The sequence below is a fragment of the Jannaschia sp. S6380 genome (assembly GCF_023015695.1).
Classification (GTDB): Bacteria; Pseudomonadota; Alphaproteobacteria; order Rhodobacterales; family Rhodobacteraceae; genus Jannaschia.
Genome location: NZ_JALKAS010000001.1, coordinates 497,695 through 520,904, shown reverse-complemented (window position 1 = coordinate 520,904; position 23,210 = coordinate 497,695). Strand labels below are relative to the sequence as shown.

Below are 23,210 nucleotides of genomic sequence, written 5' to 3'. Positions count from 1 at the left end.
CATCGTCGCCGTTTTCGAGGACGCCATGACCGCCGATCAGATCGTCACGCGCTTCGCGCCCTCTCCGACCGGATACCTGCATATCGGGGGCGCTCGGACGGCGTTGTTCAATTGGCTGTACGCGCGGGGTCGGGGCGGGCGTTTCCTGCTGCGCATCGAGGACACGGACCGGGCAAGGTCGTCGGAAGCGGCGACGCAAGCCATCTTCGACGGATTGTCCTGGCTCGGGCTCGATTGGGACGGCGAGCCGGTGAGCCAGGCGGCGAACGCGGCCCGGCATGTCGAGGTGGCGCACCGGATGGTCGATGCCGGGCGCGCCTATCGCTGCTTCGCCACCCAGGACGAGATCGAGGCCTCCCGCGAGGCGGCGCGGACCGAGGGGCGCTCGACGCTCTTCCAGAGCCCATGGCGCGATGCCGACCCGGCAACCCACCCCGACGCCCCGTCCGTCATCCGCCTGAAAACCCCGCGCGATGGGACGACCGTCATCGCAGATGCCGTCCAGGGTGAGGTGCGCACGCGGAATGACCAGCTCGACGACATGGTCCTGCTCCGCTCCGACGGGACGCCGACCTATATGCTGGCGGTCGTGGTCGATGACCACGACATGGGCGTGACCCATGTGATCCGGGGCGACGACCACCTGAACAACGCCGCCCGCCAGGCCCAGATCTACGACGCGATGGCATGGCCGCATCCGGTTTGGGCCCATATCCCGTTGATCCACGGGGCCGATGGCAAGAAGCTGTCCAAACGCCATGGCGCGCTGGGTGTCGAGGAATACGCCGAAATGGGGTTCCCCGCGCAAGCCCTGCGCAACTATCTGGCGCGACTGGGCTGGAGCCATGGGGACGACGAGTTCTTCGAAGATGTGCAGGCCCGCGAATGGTTCGACCTCGACGGGATCGGGCGCGCGCCGGCGCGGCTGGACCTGAAGAAGCTGGAGAACCTGTCGGGACAACATCTCAGCGCGATGACGGATGACGAGGTCCTGGCGGCGACGCTCGACTGGAACGACCGCGTGGGCGGTGCCCCTATCGACCGGGCTGCGCTGGCCCGGGCCATCCCCCTGGTCAAGGAGGCGAGCCGCACCCTGCCCCAGCTTCTCGACCGGGCCCGCTTCGTCCTGGCGGAACGGCCGATCCTGCCCGACGAGAAGGCCGCCAAGGCCCTCGACCCGGACGGACGCGAATTGCTGGCAGAATTGACGCCGCACCTGCGTAATGCTAGCTGGTCGCGGGATGTGCTCGAGGCCGTCGTGGGTGATTTGGCCCAGTCCCGGGGGCTGGGGCTCGGCAAGATCGCGGGGCCGCTTCGGGCCGCGATCGCCGGACGGACGGCCACCCCCAGCGTCTTCGACATGATGATCGTTCTCGGGCCCGATGAAACGCTGGCCCGGATTTCGGATGCGGCGGAGCGGGACGCGGCGGACTGACCGTGCCCCGCTTGGCGGCATGCCGCCGAATGCGACCGGGATGTCGCGCAAGATCAACAGGTTGCATGGCCGATTGGCCTGCGGCCCTTCGGAAAGGACCGACATGGCTGATACGAACAAGACCGCGACCCTGACCCTTGACGGGCAGAGCCATGATTTGCCGGTGCTCTCGCCGTCCGCCGGTCCGGACGTCGTCGATATCCGCAAACTCTATGCCGGCGCGGGCGTCTTCACCTACGATCCCGGTTTCACGTCGACGGCGTCCTGCGAGAGCGCCATCACCTTCATCGATGGCGAGGAAGGCGTTTTGCTGCACCGCGGCTATCCGATCGGGCAACTGGCCGCCAAATCGCATTATCTGGAGGTCTGCTACCTCCTTCTTTACGGCGAATTGCCCTCGGCCGCCGAGCTGGAGAAGTTCGAGACGACGGTGACGCGGCACACCATGGTGCATGAGCAGATGCACAACTTCTTCCGCGGCTTCCGGCGCGATGCCCACCCGATGGCGACGATGGTCGGCGTGGTCGGCGCGATGTCTGCCTTCTATCATGACAGCACCGACATCACCGACGCCTGGCAGCGCGAGGTCGCCGCGATCCGCCTGATCGCCAAGGTGCCGACCATCGCCGCGATGGCCTACAAGTATTCGATCGGCCAACCGTTCGTCTATCCGCGCAACGACCTGGATTACGCGGCGAACTTCCTGCACATGTGCTTCTCCGTCCCGGCCGAGGAACACACCGTCGATCCGATCCTGGCCCGCGCGATGGACCGGATTTTCACGCTGCATGCCGACCACGAACAGAACGCCTCGACCTCGACGGTGCGTCTGGCGTCGTCGTCCGGCGCGAACCCGTTCGCCTGCATCGCCGCCGGCATCGCCTGCCTCTGGGGGCCGGCGCATGGCGGCGCCAACCAGGCCTGTCTGGAAATGCTGCGCGAGATCGGTTCGGTCGACCGGATCCCGGAGTTCATCGCGCGCGCCAAGGACAAGGATGACCCGTTCCGCCTGATGGGGTTCGGCCACCGCGTCTACAAGAACTTCGATCCGCGTGCGACGGTGATGAAGGAAAGCGCCGACGAGGTGCTGGAATTGATGGGAATCGAGGACAACCCGACGCTTCAGGTCGCCAAGGAACTGGAAAAGCAGGCGCTGGACGATCCGTACTTCGCCGAGAAGAAGCTGTTTCCGAATGTCGATTTCTATTCCGGCATCATCCTCGAGGCGATGGGCTTCCCGACCTCGATGTTCACGCCGATCTTCGCGCTTTCGCGGACGGTCGGCTGGGTCGCCCAGTGGAAGGAACAGCTCTCGGATCCGGCACTGAAGATCGGCCGGCCGCGGCAGCTCTATACCGGCGCGGATCAGCGCGACTACGTCGACGTCGAGAAACGCTGATGTAGCGACCATCCACGGGGCGTCGCGCCGGCGACGCCCCGCTCGCGACCTAGCGGTGCAGCGCGTCGTAATGCGCGGCGAGGCGTTGCAGCGCGATACGCAGGACGATCTTGCCGGACCGGGCGGCCCACCCCATGCGCTTCTCGGCCGTTTCCATACCCTCCAGAAAGCAGCAGACCCGCAGGACGACATCGGCCAGCCCGGGTCCCAGCGCGCGCAACGCCTCGGAGACCCGCGTCCGGGCGTCCTCGGGCCCCGAACAGTTCGTCCCCGGCCCAATCTGGCCACGTCCGCCGGCAGTCAGGAACCGCTCCCAGTTCTGCCCGACCCGCGGTCCCATCTGCGCGCGCTCGAAGTCCTCGCGCAGGCGCTCGCCGGCCACCACCAGTTCCATCGACAGGAACGGCTTGCCGTCGCGGTCCTTCTTCCGGGCAAGACTGCCAAGTGGCGATTCCGCGAGGTTGACGCGCAGCCGTTCCTCGCCGGCCGCACTCGGCCGAACCTGCTGGGCCAGTTCCATGTGCTGCGTCAGGAACGGGCTAGGCGACTCGGCCATCCCGCGCGCCTCGACCCGGGCGTTCAAGTTCTCGGAGAGGAGCCGCTTGAGCGCCGCGCGCCCAGCCTCGGTGATGCGATAGCGGGTGATCCTGCCGACCTTGTAGCACGCGACCCAATCCTTCAGCACGAAGGCCTGCGCGACCGAACGCGGCACCGTGGCCGTTCGCGTCGGCGCGGCCTCCGTCTCCCGCAGAACCGCCGCCTGCGGCATCCCCTGCCCGACCGCCAGGAACGCGTCCGCCTCGCAAAGGCGACGCAGAACGCGGCGCGCCTCGCGGTCGAGCGTCTCGTCGTCGATCAGGGTTGGACTGGAGGGGATGGCTGACATTTGGGGGGCCTCGTCTTGGTTACAGGGAACGGTCTCTTCGCGGGCGGCCTCTGCGAGCCGCTCCAGGATGTCGTCCACGAGTGGATCGTCGCGCCGCTGCTCGATCCGCCGCACCTGCCGCAGCACCGTGGATGCGGCGCATCCGGCATCCGCCGCGACCGCCCGCAGGGGTCGGCCGGCATGCGCGTGGGCCAAGTAGGCACGCGCCGAATCCGGCACCCAGGCAGGCAGATTCGCAGTCACGGACAGGGCAAGGGGGGCGGTCATTCAACGTCTCCGAAACCACGTGGAAAACCGCGTCAGAACTCGCCGTGTTTGGTTACCAAGATATTAATTGGCCGCATTCGCGTCGAATTTGTTTCCAAATTGTAAACGCCCTCATGCGGGCGAACGGTGGTCCCCGACGGCACGCAACACGCACCGTTCGAGGCGCAAGATCCGCTTGGAAAAACGGATCGAAAGGATGTGCCCCATGTGCCAGATCACCCATGAACTCAGCGCCCTCCGCCGCCCCGGCCTTCTGGTCGCGGCCGCGTCTCACGGCACTGCGAATTACGAGCGCCGCCGCGATCTTCGTCGCATGCTGCGCGTGGCCATCCCCGCGTCGCCGCGGGCGGCCCTCGAGAAGTTGCTGCCGATCGAGGCCGCGCTGGAGCGGCGACGCAAGACCGCCGACAAGAACTACAGCCTCGCCCGGCATGTCGACATCCTGGTCGCGTTGCTGGCCGAGGCCCATGCGTTTCGCCAGGTTTGACCGTTCTTACATGAAGGCGTCGGGCATCGACGCTTTCTTCGCCGCGACGTAATCCATCAGCGCGCCGCGGACAGCGGGATCGAGCGTTGGCTCCTCATAGTCAGCCAACAGCTTGTCGATCCGGGCCGACGCCAGCGCGCGGGTGTCGCGCCCGCCTTCGTCCACCCATGTCTCGAACGGCTTGTAGTCCAGAAGCCCGGATTTCCAGAACGCGGTCTTGAAGTTCGCCTGCGTGTGGGCGCAGCCCAGATAGTGCCCCCCCGGCCCGACCTCGCGCAGCGCGTCCATCGCCAGCGTGTCCTCGTCGACCCGGATCCCCTCGGCCAGCTTGTGCAGAACGCCGAGCTGGTCGGCATCCATCACGAACTTCTCGAAATCGGCCACCAGCCCGCCTTCCAGCCAGCCGCAGGAATGGAGCATGAAGTTCACCCCCGCCAGAAGCCCCGCATTGAGGCTGTTCGCGGTCTCATAGGCGGCCTGCGCGTCCGGCAGCTTCGATCCGTTGAACGAGCCCGCGCTGCGATAGGGCAGCCCCAGCCGCCGCGCCAGCTGACCGGCGCCGTAGGTGATCTGCGCCGCTTCGGGCGTGCCGAATGTCGGCGCGCCGGAGTTCATGTCGATCGACGTGACGAAGGCGCCGAAGATTACGGGCGCGCCCTTACGGACCAACTGCGAATAGGCCACGCCGGTCATCACCTCGGCCAGTACCTGGACCAGCGTTCCCGCGACCGAGACCGGCGCCATGGCCCCGCCCACGATGAAGGGCGAGATGATCGCCGCCTGGTTTGCGCGGGCATATTCCTCAAGCGCGCCCATCATGATCGAATCGAAGGTCAGCGGAGAGTTGATGTTGATCAGGCTGACCAGCGCCGTGCGCCCGTCCAGCCCCTTGCCGTCGCCCTGGTCGAACAGGATGTCGCACATCTCGATCGAGTCGCGTGCCCGGCTCGCCTCGGTCACCGATCCCATGAACGGTTTGTCCGTCAGCGTCATATGCGCCATCAGCATGTCGTAATGGCGCTTGTTCACCGGCAGGTCCGTCGGCTCGCATACCGTTCCGCCGGAATGGTGCAGCCATTTCGACATGTGGCCCAGTTTCACGAACTTCTCGAAATCGGCGATGGTGGCATAGCGGCGTCCGCTCGCGTCTCGCACGAAGGGCGGGCCGTAGACGGGCGCGAGAACGAGGTTCCGGCCGCCGATCTCCACCGCACGCTCGGGATTGCGGGCGATTTGCTCGAATTTCGACGGGGCGGTCTCGCACAGCTTGCGCGCCAGACCCTTCGGCAGACGGATGCGGTCGCCCTGGACGTCGGCCCCGGCCTCGCGCCAGAGCTTCAGCGCCTCGGGGTTCTCGGGGAATGAGACGCCGATTTCTCCCAGAACGATGTCGGCCTGCGCTTCGATGATGGACAGGGCCTCGTCATCCAGCAGTTCCAGGTCCGGAATGTTCCGCGTGATGAAGCGGGCCTGTTCGATCTTGCCGCTCGTCCGTTCGGCACGACGCGCCGCGCCGCCTCCGCCCCGTCGTCCACCCCTGCGCGCGCCTTCCGACATGCCCGGCCCCTTCCTTCGCTCCGTTGGGCCTTGGCTAGCCCGCGACCGACCCTTCCGGCGGTGCGTTTGCGGCCCGAAGGGGCGAAAGGCGACATCCGCGGATCTTGCCCCCCGTCCCGCTGCCGCGTAAGCCGCCGGCCATGGACATTCCCGATCAGCACCAGCGCCTCCTCATCGTGGACTTCGGCAGCCAGGTCACGCAGCTCATCGCGCGCCGCCTGCGCGAGTTGAACGTCTATTGCGAGATCCACCCGTTCCAGCAGGTCACGCCGGAGTTTCTGGCCGATTTCGCGCCACGCGCGGTCATCCTGTCCGGCGGACCCGCCTCGGTTCCCGATGCGAACTCTCCGCGGCCGCCGGCCGAGATCTTCGAACTGGGTGTGCCGATCCTGGGCATCTGCTACGGCCAGCAGGTGATGATGCAGATGCTGGGCGGCGAGGTCGTGCGCGGCGAGGGCACCGCCGAGTTCGGCCGCGCTTTCGTCGCGCCCGAGGCCCGGCTGGATCTTCTGGAAGGCTGGTTCGACGGGTTGGAGGCGACGGGACGCGAACAGGTCTGGATGTCGCATGGCGACCACGTCAGCCGCCTGGCCCCGGGGTTCGAGGTCTATGCCACGTCGCCCGGCGCACCCTTCGCCGTCGTCGCCGATACGTCGCGCAACTTCTACGGCATGCAGTTCCACCCCGAAGTGCATCACACCCCTAGGGGCGCCAAGCTCTACGAGAACTTCGTCCGCATCGCGGGCTTCGCCGGCGACTGGACCATGTCCGGCTACCGCGAGCAGGCGATCGCCGCCATCCGCGAAGAGGTGGGCGACGCGAAGGTCATCTGCGGGCTGTCCGGCGGTGTCGATTCCAGCGTTGCCGCCGTCCTGATCCACGAGGCGATCGGCGATCAGCTCACTTGCGTTTTCGTCGATCACGGTCTGCTGCGTCAGGGCGAGGCGCAGGAGGTCGTGACCATGTTCCGCGACCACTACAATATGCCCCTGATCCACGCCGACGAGCAGGAGCTTTTCCTCGGCGCACTCGACGGCGTCAGCGACCCCGAGACAAAGCGCAAGACCATCGGCCGCCTCTTCATCGACGTCTTTCAGAAGCACGCAGGCGAGGTCGGCGGCGCCGAGTTCCTGGCCCAGGGCACGCTTTATCCGGACGTCATCGAGAGCGTGTCGTTCGCGGGCGGACCCTCTGTCACGATCAAGAGCCACCACAATGTCGGCGGCCTGCCCGAGAAGATGGGCCTGAAGCTGGTCGAGCCGCTGCGCGAGCTCTTCAAGGACGAGGTGCGTGCCTTGGGCCGCGAGCTGGGCCTGCCCCCCAGCTTCATCGGCCGCCACCCCTTCCCCGGCCCCGGCCTCGCCATCCGCTGCCCCGGAGAGATCACGCGCGAGAAGCTGGCCATCCTGCGCCGCGCCGATGCCGTCTATATCGATCAGATCCGGCGCCACGGCCTCTATGACGAAATCTGGCAGGCCTTCGTCGCCATCCTGCCCGTTCGCACCGTCGGCGTCATGGGCGACGGCCGCACCTATGATTTCGCCTGCGCACTGCGCGCCGTCACCTCGGTCGACGGGATGACCGCCGATTACTATCCGTTTACCCACGAGTTCCTGGGCGAGACCGCGACCCGCATCATCAACGAGGTCCCGGGCATCAATCGCGTGACCTACGACATCACGTCGAAACCGCCTGGGACCATCGAGTGGGAATGAACGCGCACCTACCGGGATAAGCCCCTCAGACCGGTTGCGGCATCGCCCGCGCCAGCAGGTCGTCCGCCCCGGGCAAGGTGACGGCCCCATAGATCGATCCGCGCCGGGCCAACCGCGCGGCACAGAACGCCTCGAACGCCGGCGTCTCGAACAATGCGCGCGCCTGGAGTGCCAGGGCCAGATCTTCGGCGAACAGCCGCGCGTCGTGCGGCGCCGGGTTTTTCGACAGCCCGGAGAGATGGTCATCCAGATGCCGGTCGCACCCGCGCATGTCCGCCATCAGATCCGACAGCGCCGCCCCCGTGGCCTCGTCCTCCAAGGCGCGCAGCAGGTCCAAGGCGATGACGTTGCCCGACCCTTCCCAGACCGCGTTCAGGGGCGAGGCGCGGAACAGGCGGCCCATCGGCGCTTCCTCCACATAGCCCGCGCCGCCATGTGCCTCCAACGCCTCGTGGACGACGCCGACCTGCCGCTTGCAGACCCAGAACTTGGCCGCCGGAACCGCGATCCGGGCAAGCGGATCGCCCGCATCCATCAGGGTGGCCAGCCATAGGGCCAGGCGCGTCGATGCCTCGACCTCCAGGCAAAGGTCGGCGATCACCATCCGCATCGCCGGCTGGTCGATCAGCGCCTTCTGGAACGCGCGCCGGTGTCGGACGTGCCAGAATGCTTCGGTCAGCGCCGCGCGCATGCCGCCGGCCGATCCGGCCACGCAGTCCAGCCGGGTTTCCTGCACCATCGCGATGATCGCCGCGATGCCCCGGCCCTCCTCGTCCAGACGGGCCGCCCGGGTGCCGTGATATTCGATCTCGGCCGAGGCGTTGGATCGGTCGCCCAGCTTGTCCTTCAAGCGCTGGATGCGGATGCCGTTCCGCGTGCCGTCGGGCAGGATCCGCGGCGCCAGAAAGCATGTCAGCCCGCCTTCGGCCTGTGCCAGCGTCAGGAACGCGTCAGACATCGGCGCAGAACAGAACCACTTGTGGCCCTCCAGAACGTAGCCCTCCGACGTCCGTTCGGCGCGCGTCGTATTGGCGCGCACGTCCGAGCCGCCCTGCTTTTCGGTCATAGCCATGCCCAGCGTCACGCCGAGTTTTGCGGCGGCGGGCAGGTGCCGGGGATCATAGCGCGCGGCGCGGATGCGGGGCTCCCATTCGGCGGCAAGGTCGGGCGCGATGCGCAGCGCAGCGACCGCGGCATGCGTCATCGACATCGGGCACACGACGCCCGCATCGGCCTGCGTCATCAGGTAGAGCCTTGCAAGATGACCCACCCGCCCCTCTCCATCCCAGGCGGCCGATGCCACACGCCCTTCCACCCCTTGCCGCATGAGGTTGTGATAGGCCGGATGGAACTCCACCTCGTCGATGCGGTGGCCGTACCGGTCATGGGTGCGCAAGCGTGGCGGGTTCTCGTTGGCCAGACGCGCGTCATCCCGCGCGGCCGCCCGCCCGGCGGCGATTGCCAAGCCACGCGAATCTGGAACGCCCGCCTGCTCCAGCCCCTCGCGCAGGACCGCGTCCCCGGCCAGCAGATCCAGGTCGGGGAGTGGCGGCGGCTGGTTGGTCACCTCGTGGTTCATGACCCGATCTTGCGTGCCGGGCCGGCATCCCGCAAGCGCCGGGCGCGACCTCACCGCCCCCGGAAGAGCCCGCCCAGAACGCCCCGCACGATGGACCGCCCGGCCTTGGAGCCGAGCGACCGCGCCAGCGACTTGGCAAAGGCCTCACCCACGCTATCGGTGCGCCGGGATCGGGAGGTCGAGCGACTGACCCGCCCGCCAGTATAGCGACGGCCGGCCTTGTATTCGCGCGCTGCCGTCTCGGCCTCTTCCTCTTCGGCCTCGGCCCGGGCGGCGTCCCTTGCGGCCGCCTCGGCGCGTCGCGCCAGGATCTCGAACGCGCTCTCGCGGTCGACCGTATCGTCGTAACGCCCGGCCAGGGGCGAGGCGGCGATGACCTCCCGTCGCTCCGCCGCGGTGATCGGGCCGAGCTGCGAGGCCGGCGGCCGGATCAACGTGCGCTGTGCCACGCCCGGAATGCCCTTTCGTTCCAGAAACGACGTGACCGCCTCGCCCACGCCGACCTCGCGAATTGCATCCTCGATTTCGAAATCGGGGTTCTCGCGATAGTTCTGCGCAGCCTGCCGAAGCGCGCGCCGGTCCTTGGCGGTGAAGGCGCGCAAGGCGTGTTGAACGCGGTTGCCGAGCTGGCCCAGAATGTCCTCGGGGATGTCATCGGGGTTCTGGGTCACGAAATAGACCCCCACCCCCTTGGAGCGGATCAACCGCGCGACCTGCTCGACCTTCTCGACCAGTGCCCTGGGTGCATCGTCGAACAGCAGATGTGCCTCGTCGAAGAAGAAGACGAGCTTCGGTTTGTCCGGGTCACCCACCTCGGGCAGTTGCTCGAACAGTTCCGACAGCAGCCACAGCAGGAACGTCGCATAGAGGCGGGGCGAGGACATGAGGCGATCCGCCGACAGGATGTTCACGATCCCCCGCCCGTCGTCGTCGCGCCGCATCAGGTCCGAAAGCTCCAGCGCGGGTTCGCCGAAAAGAAGCGCGCCCCCTTCCCCTTCCAGTGTCAGAAGCCGGCGCTGGATCGCGCCCACCGAAGCGGTCGACACGTTGCCGTAGCGCAAGGACAGCTCCCGCCGGTTCTCGCCCACCCAGACGAGCAGCGCCTGCAGGTCTTTGAGGTCGAGAAGCGCCAGCCCCTGTTCGTCTGCGACCCGGAAGGCGATGTTCAGCACGCCCTCCTGCGCGTCCGACAGGTCCAGCAGACGCGACAGCAGCAGCGGCCCCATCTCGGACACCGTCGCGCGAACCGGATGGCCCGTCTCGCCCCACAGGTCCCAGAACACGACCGGCGCCGCCTCGTAGACAAGATCCAGCCCGATCTTGTCGGCCCGTTCGGTGAAGGCGCCGTGCAGCTTTTGATCGGCCGATCCGGGCCGTGCCAGGCCGGACAGGTCGCCCTTCACGTCGGACAGGAATACCGGCACGCCCGCGTCCGCGAACCCCTGCGCCATGATCTGCAATGTGACCGTCTTGCCGGTGCCGGTCGCCCCCGCGATCAACCCGTGCCGGTTCGCATAGTCGAACCGAAGGTGCTGCGGCGTGGCATAGCCCGTACCCCCGCCGCCCATGAAAATCCCCGTCGTGCCGTCGTCCATTCCGTCCCCCCGTTCACAGGTCCTCGACCCTGGTCCGCAATAGCAGCCCCGAACCGGCGCGCACAGGCCCGTGTGGCGGGCCGCGCGCGCCGGCGACCGGCCTTCGGATCGCCGCTGCCCGATCCGGCATGCCGGACACGAACCCACTGCAAAATAGGCTGTTGACGGTTTGGCAGGCGCTGCTTAGGGTCCGCCCATCAAGTCGGCCAGTCCGACGGGGAGAGAAAAAAGACCATGGGAAAGGGCCTTTTCAGGGGCCCTTTTTCATGTTCGGCAAAAGGCCGCGCGCAACGCCGCGAACCGCCTCCTTCGCCTCTGCACAACCCCGGGGACCCGTGCTAGACCGCATCGCGACTTATCGAACAGGAGAGACGTCTTGCTTGCTTCCCCGACCCGAATTTCCACGGCCATCGCCCTGTCGCTGACGCTGGCGCTGCCGGCTTTTGCGCAGGATGCCGACGCCACGGCAGACGAAGCCACCGAGGAGGCCGCCCCGGCCGAGGCTCCGGCGGCCGAGGCCCCGGCGGCGGAGGCACCCGCGGCGGAGGCCCCTGCCCCCAGCGCGCCGGGCGGCGATCTGACCACGGGGGAAAGCGTCGGCGCGGCCCTGGGAGGCGGCCCCGAAATCTACATCCGCGAGGAACATGGCGACTGGGAAGTGCGCTGCCTCAAGGCGCCGGAAGGGCAGGACGATCCCTGCCAGCTCTACCAGCGGCTGGCGGACCAGCAGGGCAATCCCACCGCCGATGTCAACGTCTTCGACCTGCCCGACGGGGGCGAGATCGTCGCCGGCGCGACGGTCCTGACGCCGTTGCAGACGCTGCTGACGGCACAGGTGACGATGACCATCGACGGCGGTCAGACACGCCGCTACCCCTTCAGCTTCTGCGATCAGTCCGGGTGCTATTCGCGGATGGGCTTTACCGCCGCGGACGTGGCCGCGCTCAAGCGCGGGGCCTCGGCGACGCTGGTGGTCGTCCCGGCCCTTGCACCCGATCAGCGCGCAGAGCTGGAGATGTCCCTTTCGGGGTTCACCGCCGGTCTCGCTGCGGTCGAGGCAACCAACGGCGAATAAGGCCGCGCGCGGTCTAGACGGCGCGCAGCGCCAGGACCGCGTTCATCCCGCCGAAGGCGAAGGCGTTCGACAGGCAGGCCCCAACGCGCGCCTCGCGCGCGGTGTTCGGTACGATGTCGAGCGCGCATTCCGGGTCGGGTTCGCGCCAGTTTGCCGTGGGGGCGATCACGCCCTCGCGCAGCGCCATGATGCAGGCCAGCAGCTCGATCGCGCCGGTCGCGCCGATGCAGTGCCCGTGCATCGATTTTGTGGAACTGATTGCCAGACGATCCGCATGCGGCCCGAAAACATGGGCCACGGCGGCGCATTCCGTCTTGTCATTGGCCGCAGTCCCGGTCCCGTGCGCGTTGATGTAGCCGATATCGGTCGTGGCCAGCCGTGCGTCGCGTAGCGCACCCGACATCGCCCGTTCGGCCCCCTGGCGCGAGGGCATCACGATGTCCGACGCGTCGGAGGTCATCGCCACGCCTGCGATCTCGGCCAGGATCTCCGCGCCCCGGGCGCGGGCGTGGTCGTATTCCTCCAGCACGAAGATGCCGGCCCCTTCGCCCTGAACCATGCCCGAACGGGTGGCGCAGAACGGGCGGCAGGTGTCGCGCGACATGACGCGCAGTCCCTCCCACGCCTTTACGCCGCCGAAGCACAGCATCGCCTCGGCCCCACCGGTGACCATCACGTCGGCCAGGCCGCCGCGCACGAACTGGAACGCCTGCCCGATCGCGTGGTTGCTGCTGGCGCAGGCGGTGGCCACGGTGAAGGACGGCCCCTTCAGGTTGTATTCCATCGACAGATGCGCGGCCGCGGCGTTGTTCATCAGCTTCGGCACGACGAAGGGATGGACGCGGTTCTTACCCTCCTCGTAGACGACGCGATAGTTCTCGTCCTGCGTGTTCAGCCCGCCGCCGGAGGTTCCGAGGATAACACCCGAACGCGCCGCCAACTCGCCGGTGAAAGACAGGCCGGCCTGCGACAGCGCCTGCCCCGCCGCCAACAGCGCGAACTGGGTATAGCGGTCGAAGAGCGCGATCTGCTGGCGGTTGAAATGCGCCGCCTCGTCATAGTCCTGGACCTGCGCGCCGATCCGGATGGCCAGGCGGTCGGCATCGCGGATATCCAGCGGACCGATGGCCGAACGCCCCTTGCGCAACGCGGCCAGGGTCTGCCCGACATCGGCGCCCAGCGCGTTGATGGTGCCGGCGCCCGTGACGACGACACGCCTCATCGGTGCTGTTCGGCCACCAGCCGCTCGACCGCCGAAACGATGGCCCCGACGGTCGAGATGTCGAAATCCGACTTGTCGGGTTCGTTCGCGTTGAATGGCACCTCGATGTCGAACGCCTCCTCGATGGCAAAGATTGTCTCGACCAGGCCCATGCTGTCGATGCCCAGATCGGCCGGCGACTGGTCGTCGGTCACGTCGCCGGGTGCGACCATCGCCTGCTCGGCCAGGATGGCGTGAACGCGGGTGCGGATGTCAGTCGTCATGGCCTGCGTCCCGCCGCAATCCGGCAACGGACTTGCGCAGCGCACCCAGCTGTTCGAGCGCGCGCGGCAGGCGCCGAAGCGCCCGATACATCGCCATGTTCGTCTCCATCTTCACCGCGGGCGAGCCCAGCACGACCTCGCCATCGCCCACGCGGGTGTAGAGATTGCTGCCCCCGCCGGCCACGACGTCGTTGCCGATGGTGATGTTGTCGTTGACCCCGACCTTGCCGGCCAGCACGACCCGGTTGCCGATCACCGTCCCGCCGGCGATGCCGACCTGGCTGCAGAACAGACAGTTCTCGCCCACGCGGTTGTTGTGGCCGACCATCACCAGGTTGTCGATCTTGGTGCCCCGCCCGATCACGGTGTCGGCCACGGTGCCGCGGTCGATCGTGCTGCAGGCTCCGACCTCGACATCGTCGCCGATCTGGACCGCCCCCAGCGAGTGAATGCGGACATAGCTCTGTTCCCGGATCTCGCCCGGATCGCCCAGCGTCTTGCGCACACGTTCGACGGCCGACTCCTCGGGGGTGACGAAGCTGAACCCGTCGCCGCCCACGACCGCGTTGGGCTGCGCCGTGAACCGGTCGCCAATCCGCACCCGCGCGCCCAGCCGCACGCCCGACATCAGCAACGCGTCGGCGCCGAGCTGCACGCCCTCTCCAATCGTGACCTGCCCGACGATGCGCGCGCGGGGGCCGATGCGGGCGCCGGCGCCGATGACGGTGAACGGACCGATGGCGGCGTCGGGTCCGATCTCGACCCCGTCGCCCAGGATCGCGGTGGCGTGGATGCCGGGTTCGATGGTCGGCCCCGGATCCAGCGCCTGCGTGATGCCCGCCATTGCCAGCCGCGCCCGCGGAACCAGGATCGCCGCATCGAGCCCCATGGCCCGCCAGTCCGCCCCCTCCCACAGGACGGCCGCGCGGGCCTTTCCCCGCGTCAGCGCATCGGCATAGGCCGGCGACATCGCCAGCGCCAGGTCATCGGGGCCCGCCGCGCCAGGTTCGGCGGCCCGGCGAAAGCGCAGCGTGCCGTCGCCTTCGACCGGACGGCCCAGTGCCTCCGCGATCTGTAGAACCGTGAACATCTGCAACCTCCGGGGGATGGACACCCCGGCCCGTCACTTAGCTGCGCGATGCGCCCAGTTCCACCCCGGCCGCCCGCAGCGCATCGCGCACACGGACATCCCGACCATACGGATCGCCGCGATAGTTGGCGCGCCCCGTGGGCGTCACCCAAGCCGACCAGTAGACGATGTGCACGCCGATCGGCTGTTCCAGGTTCATGCGCCGTTCGGCCCCGGACCGCAGCACGCGGTCGAAATCCTGACGTGGTGTGTCGGTCTGCGGTGCCAGCAGGTGATATGCCAGCTCGAGCGGGTCCGCGACGCGCACGCAGCCATGGCTGAACGTCCGCAGGTCGCGGGCGAACAGGCTGCGCGACGGCGTATCATGCAGATAGATGTTCCAGCGGTTCGGGAACATGAATTTCACCCGCCCCAGCGCGTTGCGTGGCCCCGGCGGCTGACGCAGGCTGAAGGGAAAGTTGCGAGCATTGTAGCGGCTGAAATCGACGTTGTTCGGGTTCACCCGTCCACTGCGCGAATAAACCTCCAGATGCCGCGCGCCGCCGCGTTTCAACGCCGGTAGATACTCGTTCACGGTGATGGATCGCGGCACGTACCAGCTCGGGTTCACGACCATATGCGTCATCGTGTGACTGAACTCGGGCGTGCGGCGGTCGGGCGTATCGGCGCCCACGACCACGACGGTGTCGAAGGTCACCTTGCCATCGTCGACGACATAGGCGTGCTGTTCGGCCAGGTTCACCAGGATGTGTCGCGGCTCCAGCGGCTTGTTCATCCAGCGTTGCCGTTCCAGCCCGACCAGGATCTGCGCCATCCGGTCCTCGATCGGGACGTTCAGGGCCGCGATCGTCGCGGGGCCGACCTCGCCGTCCGGCGTCAACCCGTGATCGATCTGGAACGCACGGATCGCCGCCTCCATCGCCGCGCCATAGCGCGCGGTTGGCGACATGTGCAGATAACCCATTCGGATAAGACGGTTACGCAGGGCCACGACCGCCGGCCCTTCGGCTCCGGGCCGCAAGGTGACATCAGCGACCGGGGCACCCCAGCCGCCCTTGGTCGCCATCTCGGCCAGGCGCATCCGCTCGCGCAGCAGGCGCGCATAGTGCGGCGAGGTCGGCGCCAGAGAGCGGACGATGTCGTGCGGGTTTCCATCCGTGAACGCATGCAACAATTCCGTCCGGTCCGGTGCAGGGACATCCAGGACGATGGTCGGGTCGACGCGCTTCGGGTCCAGGATGCCGGTCCCGATGTCCCGCGCAAATCGCAGGAAGCGACGCGTCATCGCCACCTCGAGGGCACCGCGGGCGGCGGCGTCGTTCGCGGCGGCGAATTCTGCGCGGATCGCATCTGCGTCATACCGGCCCTTGGGCAGACCGTGCCGGTCGGCCTGGCTCAGCACCCGGAGGAACGCTTCGCGCCGGTCCGCCGGTCCCCATTGGCCGTCCGCTTCGTCGCCCATCCAGATCGGGGCGAAGGAGCGCGCGCGATAGAACGCCGCGACCGCATCGTCCTCGGCAGCAGCTTGCGCCAAGGCCTGCTGGAACGGCGTGACCAGCGGCGCCGACATCGCCGGCGTCCCGAAGATCAGCAGCGCGGCAAGGACGAGCGAGGGAAAACGTGGCGGCATAACAACATATCCGGAGCGACGACGGTTGCCTGAACCGTAACGCCGGACCGGGCCAAGTCCATTCACGAAATCTAAAGAAGCGCGTTTTAGGCAAGGCGGCAACAGGATGGTCGGACGGGTCGCGGGGAACCGATTGGCGAAAATCTGCCCAACAGGTTCAAACGCGGCAACAACGTTAGAGAATCGCCAAATTTATGACACACCGGGCGCGTCACATGGGGATGAGACACCTGAGGCCGCAGAGACGGTCCAAGTACAGTGAACGGGGCATATCGTGACTGATCAGAACATTGGAGGCACGTCGATCACTCGGCGTGGTATTCTCGGCGCATTCGCGGCGACCGTCGTCGCAGCCGCGCCGACCTATTCCAAGGCGGCCGGCTTCCTGCGCGGAGGCGGCGACATCCGGCGCATCCGGATGCACAACGCCCGCACGGGCGAAACCATGGACACCATCTATTGGGTCGAGGGGCGCTACGTCCGCGAGGCCCTGCACGAGGTGAACTTCTTCTTCCGCGATTGGCGCCGGAACGAGGTGAGGGCCATCGACAACCGCACGTTGGACATCATCGCCGCCACGCATCGCCTTGTGGATACGTCCGAGCCGTTCATGTTGCTGTCCGGCTACCGCTCCCCTGCGACCAACGCGATGCTCCGGTCCCGCTCGGGCGGCGTCGCGCGCAACTCGCTGCACCTGCAGGGCCAGGCGGCTGACGTCCGGCTTTCCTCGCGTTCAGTCAGCCAGGTCGCGCGCGCCGCGGCCTCCTGTTCGGCAGGTGGCGTCGGTCGCTACTCCCGTTCCGGATTTACCCATGTCGATTGCGGCAAGGTCCGCAGCTGGGGCGGCTGACGCCCGGCCCACGGTGAAATCACGTCCACTGCCAGAAGCCGCCCCGATGCCCCGGGGCGGCCTTCGGCGTTGCCTCTTCGGGTCCGTTCAACGGCGCGGGAACACGAAGCAGCGTTCGCGCCGGATCGACAGCCACATCACCTTGCCCGCGACCGGCAGGAAGACCGCGGGCACCGTGGCCGTCACGCGGCTGGTGCCGTCGTCCATCAGGAACTCGACCAGGCTTTCCTTGCCCATGAAGCGCGCCCGTTCGACGGTGCCGCGCGCAGGGGTTCCCTCGGCCGCCGTGGGTGCCGGACCACGGCCACCACGATCGAAATCCAGGCGGACATGCTGCGGGCGGAAGACGATATCGACCTCCGTCCCATCTGGCAGGCCGGGCGCCAGGAACTGCCCGAAGGGCGTATGCGTCAACGCGCCATTAACTTCGCCATTCAAAACGTTGATATCGCTGAAGAACGCCGCCGCCTCGCGATCGGCGGGCGCGTTGTAGATGTTGTAGGGCGCGGCCTTCTGCACGATCCGCCCGTCGCGCATGAGCGCAACCTCGTCGGCCATACGCATCGCCTCGTCGGGCTCGTGCGTGACCAGAAGGACGGCCGTCCCCTCCTCCTTCAGGACACTCAGCGTGGCGTCGCGGATCTCGTCGCGCAAGCGGTTGTCCAACCCCGAAAAGGGCTCATCCATCAGCATGATCCCGGGTCGCGGTGCCAACGCACGGGCCAGGGCCACCCGCTGCTGCTCCCCGCCCGACAACTCGTGCGGATGCTTCCGGTCGTATCCCTGGAGGTCGACCCGCGCCAAAAGCTCCGCGACACGCGCGGCGGACACCCGGTCGCGCGGCAGGCCGAAGCCGATGTTCTGCGCGACCGTCAAATGCGGGAACAGCGCGAAATCCTGGAACATCAGGCCAACGCCGCGGTCCTCGGGCGCGACATGCCGCGCATCATCTGACACGACCTTGCCGTTCAGCGAGACGGTCCCGGCATCCTGGCGGTCGACCCCGGCGATGATGCGAAGCGTCGTGGACTTGCCGCATCCCGACGGACCGAGAAGGCAGGTCACCTGTCCCGCCGCCACCGAAAGCGAGATCCCGTCCACCACGTTCCGACCGCCGAGGCGGCGCAGCAAACCATCGATCTGTAGGCGAGATGTCACGGCGGCGCCAAACCCGAGTGTTACGGTCGGGTTGGCGTATCAGGCGTCCGGGAGGCGGTAAACCCGCCGATCAGAGAACCTCGCCCGCGCGCTTTTCCTGGCGGGCGTAGACATAGATCAGAAGCGACAGAAGCAGTACCAGACCCAGCGTGGCCCAGGCCAGCCAGCCGCCGCCGACCAGCGCGATCACCGATGGCGTGGCCAGCGCAACCATCCAGACATAAAGCACGATGAGCGACAGCGTGGCGAAGGCCAGCATCCAGACCGCCGCGCGCAAATGCGCCAGCAGGCACAGCGCGCCCACCAGTGCGATCGTCGCATGGAAGCCCCAGACACCGTGCACCCAGTTCGGCAACGCGCGCAGCCATTGGACCTGCTCGGCCGAATACATCTCGAGCCAGCCGACCCAGAGCCCGTAGGAGACAATGACGTATTCCGCCATCGCGATCACGCCATAGGCCAAGGCGATCGCCCCCATGACGTAGAAGTGCCAGCGCCGCATATGTCCTCCGCGCGTTTCCGGTTCCGCCCGGTTATCACGAAAACCGACGGCTACAAACGGTATCGAAGGTGACGCCGGCGTGCGCGGTTTCGACGGACTGACTTGAATAGGACGGTTCGCGATATTCGGAATCGACCAGCGAACAGGCTTGCACATTTCAACCGTTCGCAAGGATGGTACCCGTGGCCGGACTCGAACCGGCAAGCCTTGCGGCGGCGGATTTTGAATCCGCTGCGTCTACCAATTCCGCCACACGGGCCCCGTCACCTCGGGGACGCGGCAGGCCTAGCCCCCCGTCCGCGCGGCGTCAATCACAGACGCTCGGCCGAGAACGTGTCGCAGGCCGGGATGCGTCCGGTCTCGTACCCGGTCCGAAACCAGCGCGCACGCTGTTCGGACGTGCCATGGGTGAAGGTGTGCGGCATCGGCACGCGCCCGGCGCTGCGCTGCAGGTGGTCGTCGCCGATGCGTCGGGCGGCGTTGACCGCCTCCTCCAGGTCGCCCCGCTCCAGGATGCCGAATCGCTCCTGCGCCTCGCGCGCCCAGATCCCGGCCAGGCAGTCCGCCTGCAACTCCACCCGGACCGAGATCGCGTTCGACTGCGCCTCCGACGATTGCGCGCGGATCTGGTTCGCCTGCCCCAGGATGCCAAGCTCGTTCTGCACGTGGTGGGCGACCTCATGGGCCACGACGTAGGCGGCGGCGAAATCGCCGCCCGCCCCCATGCGCCGGTCCAGCGTCGTGAAGAACGCCGTGTCGATATAGGCCTTCCGGTCCGCGGGGCAGTAGAACGGCCCCGTCGCGCCGCTGGCGCCGCCGCATGGGCTGGACGTCACGCCGGAGTAGAGGACGAGGATCGGTGGACGATATGCCTCCCCCACCTGTTCGGCGAAGACGTCGCGCCATACCTCCTCCGTATCGGCCAGCACGACCGAAACGAACTGCGCCTCCTGCTGCTCGGCCTCGCTGACCGGTCCGGCCGGGGCCTGCGTCTGGAAGCCGCCACCGCCTTGCAGGAAGGGCGAGACATCGATCCCGAAGAACCATCCAATCAGCAAGACCGCGACCAGGCCCAAGCCCCCGATCCCCCCGCTCATGGCGCGCCCGCCGCCGCGTCGTCCGCGCCGATCTTCGATATTGCTGCTTCCGCGTCGTCCTCGCCAGCGCATGCCGCCCCCCGATCCGTGCCTAGTCAATCGACCTTGACCCTGCCCCGGTTCCATGTGACCGGCAACGCCATGATCCGCGCGCTCTATGATTGGACCCTGGCCTGGGCGGCCCATCCGCGGGCGATCTGGGTCTTGGCCGTGGTCAGTTTCGTGGAAAGCTCCGTCTTTCCGATCCCCCCGGACATCCTGCTGATCCCGATGATCCTGGCCGCACCGTCGCGGGCCTGGCTGATCGCCGGGGTCTGCACCGTCGCCAGCGTGGCGGGCGGATTGCTGGGTTACGCCATCGGCTATTTCGCGTGGGAGGTGCTGGGCGAGCCGATCCTGACCGCGCTCGGCAAGGCCGACAGTTTCGAGGGGTTCCGCCAGCGCTATAACGAGTGGGGCGCGTGGGCCGTGCTGATCGCAGGTGTGACGCCGTTCCCCTACAAGGTCATCACGATTCTTTCGGGGGCCACGGAATTGTCGCTGTCCGTCTTCGTGCTGGCAAGCGTCATCGCGCGGGGACTGCGTTTCTTTCTCGTCGCGGCGCTCCTATGGCAATTCGGGTTGCCGGTGCGTGACTTCATCGAACGGCGGCTAGGCCTTGTCTTCACCGCCTTCATCTTCACGCTCCTCGGTGCCTTCGTCCTGCTGAGGTATCTATGAAACGCTTTCTCGCCCTCGCGACCTTCAGCCATGTCTCACTCCTCGGCGGGGCCTTCCTGTTTCAGGCGGCGGGTTATGCGCCTTGTGCGATGTGCCTGTGGCAACGCTGGCCGCACGCGGCGGCGATCGCGCTGGGCGTCCTTGCGCTGTCGGGCATCCTGCCGCGCGCATTGGCCGTGGTTGGCGCCTTGGCCGCGCTGACGACGGCGGGGATCGGGGCCTTCCATGCCGGCGTCGAACAGGGCTGGTGGCCGGGACCGTCGGCCTGCAGCGGGGTCGGAGACCTCGGCGCGCTGTCGGGCAGCGACCTGCTTTCGACCGACATCCCCGAGACGGTCGTGATGTGCGACGAAATCGTGTGGCAGCTGGGCCTGACCATGGCCGGCTGGAACGCCGTCCTTTCGCTGGGCCTCGCCGCGATCTGGCTGTTCGCCGCTTTTCGATCACGTTGACTTAGGGTTAGGCGGGCCTCGCGCCGCCATGTTACGGTCGACGGGTTGCGTCCGCGCGGCTCTGCCCCCGGGTGCGTGTCTCGGTGGAGGAGCGAGAGATGAAGCGAATTCTGAGCATGGTCCTTTGCGTGGCGCCCTGGGCGGCGTCCGGTCAGACGATAAACCCTGATGCGATCGAGACGGCGACCGCCGGGATCGACACGGCGGCCATCATCGCCGAAGCGGCGGAGACCGACGACTGGCTGACCCACGGCCTGAACTACCAGGAAACGCGTCATTCCCTCCTCGACGACATCACGCCCGAAAACGTGGGCGAGATGGGCCTCGTCTGGTCGCACGACATGCAATCCCGCCGTGGGGTCGAGGCGACGCCGATCGTCGTCGACGGCGTGATGTATGTCACGGCCTCCTGGTCGGTGGTCCATGCCCTCGACGCCGTCACGGGCGAGGAGCTCTGGGTCTACGACCCCGAAGTGCCGCGCGAACATGCCTACAAGGGCTGCTGCGACGTGGTGAACCGCGGCGTCGCGCTCTATGAGGGGACCGTCTTCGTCGGCGCCTATGACGGCATGCTGCACGCCATCGACGCCGCAACGGGCGAGCGCAAATGGGTCACCGACACGATCGAGAACCGCGAGATGTCCTACACCATCACCGGCGCGCCGCGCGTGGTGAAGGGCAACGTCCTGATCGGCAATGGCGGCGCCGAGTTCGGCGTGCGCGGCTACATCTCCGCCTACGACCACGAGACGGGCGAGATGAACTGGCGCTGGTACGTCGTGCCCGGCGACCCCGCGCTGCCCCCCGAGGACGAGAGCATGGCCAAGGCCATGGAGACCTGGGACCCGGCCGGCGAATGGTGGAAGGCCGGCGGCGGCGGCACGATCTGGGACAGCATGGCCTACGACCCGGACCTCGACCTCCTCTATGTCGGCACCGGCAACGGCAGCCCCTGGAACCAGCATTTCCGCAGCCCCGCCGGCGGCGACAACCTCTACCTCGCCTCCATCGTGGCGCTGGACCCGGAGACCGGCGAATACCAGTGGCACTTCCAGAACACGCCGGGCGACACTTGGGACTACACCTCGACGCAGCACATCATCCTGGCCGATCTCGAAATCGACGGCGCGATGCGCAAGGTCCTGATGCAGGCGCCCAAGAACGGCTTCTTCTACGTGGTCGACCGCACCGACGGCACCCTCATCAGCGCGGAACCCTTCGTCGAGGTGTCGTGGGCCACCGGCTATGACGAGGAGGGCCGCCCGATCGAGGTCGAAGGCGCCCGCGCCCGCACCGAGCCGTGGGAGACGATCCCCTCGGCCTACGGCGCGCATAACTGGCACCCGATGTCGTTCAACCCTGATACCGGCCTCGTCTATATCCCCGCGCAGGGCGTGCCGCTGGTGCAATCCACCGACCCGGCCTGGGAACTCAACAAGCTCAAGCCCATGTCCACGATGTCCGGCGTCGGCTGGAACCTCGGCTACCTGTTCAACGCCGTCGCCCCCGAGGCCACGGCCTTCGGCCACCTGCTCGCTTGGGATCCGGTGGCGCAGGAGGAGGTCTGGCGCGCCGAATACGTCTCGCCCTGGAACGGCGGCACGCTGTCCACGGCCGGCGGCCTCGTGTTCCAGGGCACGGCGGACGGGCGCTTCATGGCCTACGACGCGGCCACGGGCGAGGTCCTGTGGCAGACGCCCGTCGGATCGGGCGTGGTCGCGGCGCCCGCGACCTGGGCGCATGAGGGGCGGCAATACGTGACGATCGCCGTCGGCTGGGGCGGCGTCTACGGCATGATGCAGCGCGCGACTGACAGGGTCGGCCCGGGCCGCGTCTACACCTTCGCCGTAGGCGGCGACGCGCCTATGCCGGAAACCGTCAGCAGCGAACGGCTGGAGCTGGTCTCGGGCGTGCCCTACGAACCCGCCCACGTGGCCGACGGGCTGGCGACCTACGTGTCGAACTGCCTGTTCTGCCACGGCGTACCGGGCGTCAACAACGGCGGCAATGTCCCGAACCTCGGCTATTCCGATCCCGCGACCCTGGGCATGGCCGAGGACATCGTCCTGCACGGCACGATGGAAGGCGGCGGCATGCCCAGCTTCGCCGGCAAGCTGGACGAGACCGATGTGCGCAACCTCGTCGCGTTCATCCAGGGCACGGCCGACGCGGTCCGCCCGCAATAGGCGACATCGGCCCCGTCCGGCGCCATTGCGTCAGGCGGGGCCTCT

At 67.6% G+C, this 23,210-nt stretch carries 20 protein-coding genes and 1 tRNA gene; 9 read left to right on the top strand and 12 right to left on the bottom strand.

Features of this window, described 5'->3' with window-relative positions; all coding sequences use genetic code 11:
* The first annotated feature begins 25 nt into the window (after window positions 1-25).
* A complete protein-coding gene (gltX, locus tag MWU52_RS02710; protein WP_246949163.1) occupies window positions 26-1,435 on the top strand; it encodes a glutamate--tRNA ligase in 1,410 nt (469 codons plus the stop codon).
* A gap of 103 nt (window positions 1,436-1,538) precedes the next feature.
* On the top strand, window positions 1,539-2,834 hold the full coding sequence (locus MWU52_RS02705; RefSeq protein WP_246949161.1) for a citrate synthase: 1,296 nt from the start codon (window positions 1,539-1,541) through the stop codon (window positions 2,832-2,834).
* Between the two features lie 49 nt (window positions 2,835-2,883).
* On the opposite strand, the gene MWU52_RS02700 is transcribed toward MWU52_RS02705, so the two are convergent.
* A complete protein-coding gene (locus MWU52_RS02700) occupies window positions 2,884-3,987 on the bottom strand; it encodes a DUF6456 domain-containing protein (protein ID WP_246949158.1) in 1,104 nt (367 codons plus the stop codon).
* 205 nt (window positions 3,988-4,192) lie between these two features.
* On the opposite strand from MWU52_RS02700, the gene MWU52_RS02695 reads away from it, so the two are divergent.
* Entirely contained in the window at window positions 4,193-4,474 is a 282-nt protein-coding gene (locus MWU52_RS02695; RefSeq protein WP_246949155.1) for a DUF6477 family protein, read from the top strand.
* 6 nt (window positions 4,475-4,480) lie between these two features.
* Here MWU52_RS02695 and MWU52_RS02690 read toward each other — a convergent pair whose 3' ends face one another.
* The gene (locus MWU52_RS02690; protein ID WP_246949154.1) at window positions 4,481-6,031 is read right to left on the bottom strand and encodes a trimethylamine methyltransferase family protein; all 1,551 of its coding nucleotides are present in this window, start codon (window positions 6,029-6,031) and stop codon (window positions 4,481-4,483) included.
* Window positions 6,032-6,171: 140 nt separating this feature from the next.
* Between MWU52_RS02690 and guaA the strand changes: the two genes are divergently transcribed.
* Window positions 6,172-7,746 (top strand): glutamine-hydrolyzing GMP synthase, encoded by a 1,575-nt coding sequence (gene guaA / locus MWU52_RS02685; protein ID WP_246949150.1) that lies wholly within the window; start codon window positions 6,172-6,174, stop codon window positions 7,744-7,746.
* A gap of 25 nt (window positions 7,747-7,771) precedes the next feature.
* On the opposite strand, the gene MWU52_RS02680 is transcribed toward guaA, so the two are convergent.
* Together MWU52_RS02680 and MWU52_RS02675 are read right to left on the bottom strand one after the other, a co-directional pair.
* On the bottom strand, window positions 7,772-9,325 hold the full coding sequence (locus tag MWU52_RS02680) for an acyl-CoA dehydrogenase family protein (protein ID WP_246949145.1): 1,554 nt from the start codon (window positions 9,323-9,325) through the stop codon (window positions 7,772-7,774).
* 50 nt (window positions 9,326-9,375) lie between these two features.
* Window positions 9,376-10,920, bottom strand: coding sequence for a helicase HerA-like domain-containing protein (locus MWU52_RS02675; protein WP_246949143.1), 1,545 nt, complete (start codon window positions 10,918-10,920; stop codon window positions 9,376-9,378).
* A gap of 376 nt (window positions 10,921-11,296) precedes the next feature.
* Here MWU52_RS02675 and MWU52_RS02670 point away from each other — a divergent pair, with 376 nt between their 5' ends.
* Complete coding sequence (locus MWU52_RS02670) at window positions 11,297-11,995, top strand: invasion associated locus B family protein (RefSeq protein ID WP_246949141.1); 699 nt, start codon at window positions 11,297-11,299, stop codon at window positions 11,993-11,995.
* A 13-nt stretch (window positions 11,996-12,008) separates the two neighbouring features.
* Here the strand turns inward: MWU52_RS02670 and MWU52_RS02665 are convergent, their stop codons facing one another.
* Genes MWU52_RS02665 through MWU52_RS02650 form a run of 4 tightly spaced genes read right to left on the bottom strand, consistent with a single transcriptional unit; the run spans window position 12,009 to window position 16,200 of the window.
* Window positions 12,009-13,217 carry a beta-ketoacyl-[acyl-carrier-protein] synthase family protein gene (locus MWU52_RS02665; protein WP_246949138.1) on the bottom strand — a complete coding sequence of 403 codons (1,209 nt, stop codon included), beginning with the start codon at window positions 13,215-13,217 and terminating at the stop codon, window positions 12,009-12,011.
* Entirely contained in the window at window positions 13,214-13,480 is a 267-nt protein-coding gene (locus MWU52_RS02660) for an acyl carrier protein (protein ID WP_246949135.1), read from the bottom strand. The genes MWU52_RS02665 and MWU52_RS02660 overlap by 4 nt, the downstream gene beginning before the upstream one ends.
* A complete protein-coding gene (locus MWU52_RS02655; protein WP_246949132.1) occupies window positions 13,470-14,570 on the bottom strand; it encodes a UDP-3-O-(3-hydroxymyristoyl)glucosamine N-acyltransferase in 1,101 nt (366 codons plus the stop codon). The genes MWU52_RS02660 and MWU52_RS02655 overlap by 11 nt, the downstream gene beginning before the upstream one ends.
* 37 nt (window positions 14,571-14,607) lie before the next feature.
* Window positions 14,608-16,200 carry a L,D-transpeptidase family protein gene (locus tag MWU52_RS02650; RefSeq protein WP_246949130.1) on the bottom strand — a complete coding sequence of 531 codons (1,593 nt, stop codon included), beginning with the start codon at window positions 16,198-16,200 and terminating at the stop codon, window positions 14,608-14,610.
* A gap of 274 nt (window positions 16,201-16,474) precedes the next feature.
* On the opposite strand from MWU52_RS02650, the gene MWU52_RS02645 reads away from it, so the two are divergent.
* Entirely contained in the window at window positions 16,475-17,050 is a 576-nt protein-coding gene (locus tag MWU52_RS02645) for a DUF882 domain-containing protein (RefSeq protein ID WP_246949128.1), read from the top strand.
* Between the two features lie 87 nt (window positions 17,051-17,137).
* On the opposite strand, the gene MWU52_RS02640 is transcribed toward MWU52_RS02645, so the two are convergent.
* From MWU52_RS02640 to MWU52_RS02625, 4 genes are all read right to left on the bottom strand, one after another.
* Window positions 17,138-18,208 (bottom strand): ABC transporter ATP-binding protein, encoded by a 1,071-nt coding sequence (locus MWU52_RS02640; RefSeq protein WP_246949126.1) that lies wholly within the window; start codon window positions 18,206-18,208, stop codon window positions 17,138-17,140.
* A 70-nt stretch (window positions 18,209-18,278) separates the two neighbouring features.
* Entirely contained in the window at window positions 18,279-18,710 is a 432-nt protein-coding gene (locus MWU52_RS02635; protein WP_246949125.1) for a hypothetical protein, read from the bottom strand.
* 174 nt (window positions 18,711-18,884) lie between these two features.
* A tRNA-Leu gene (locus tag MWU52_RS02630) sits at window positions 18,885-18,969 on the bottom strand.
* A 52-nt stretch (window positions 18,970-19,021) separates the two neighbouring features.
* On the bottom strand, window positions 19,022-19,879 hold the full coding sequence (locus tag MWU52_RS02625) for a neutral zinc metallopeptidase (RefSeq protein ID WP_246949123.1): 858 nt from the start codon (window positions 19,877-19,879) through the stop codon (window positions 19,022-19,024).
* Between the two features lie 69 nt (window positions 19,880-19,948).
* On the opposite strand from MWU52_RS02625, the gene MWU52_RS02620 reads away from it, so the two are divergent.
* From MWU52_RS02620 to MWU52_RS02610, 3 genes are all read left to right on the top strand, one after another.
* Window positions 19,949-20,527, top strand: a complete 579-nt coding sequence (locus tag MWU52_RS02620; protein ID WP_246952730.1) for a YqaA family protein — start codon at window positions 19,949-19,951, stop codon at window positions 20,525-20,527.
* Complete coding sequence (locus MWU52_RS02615; RefSeq protein WP_246949121.1) at window positions 20,524-20,979, top strand: disulfide bond formation protein B; 456 nt, start codon at window positions 20,524-20,526, stop codon at window positions 20,977-20,979. Before MWU52_RS02620 ends, MWU52_RS02615 begins: the two co-directional genes overlap by 4 nt.
* Window positions 20,980-21,077: 98 nt before the next feature.
* Window positions 21,078-23,165 carry a PQQ-dependent dehydrogenase, methanol/ethanol family gene (locus MWU52_RS02610; protein WP_246949117.1) on the top strand — a complete coding sequence of 696 codons (2,088 nt, stop codon included), beginning with the start codon at window positions 21,078-21,080 and terminating at the stop codon, window positions 23,163-23,165.
* Window positions 23,166-23,210: the final 45 nt, after the last annotated feature.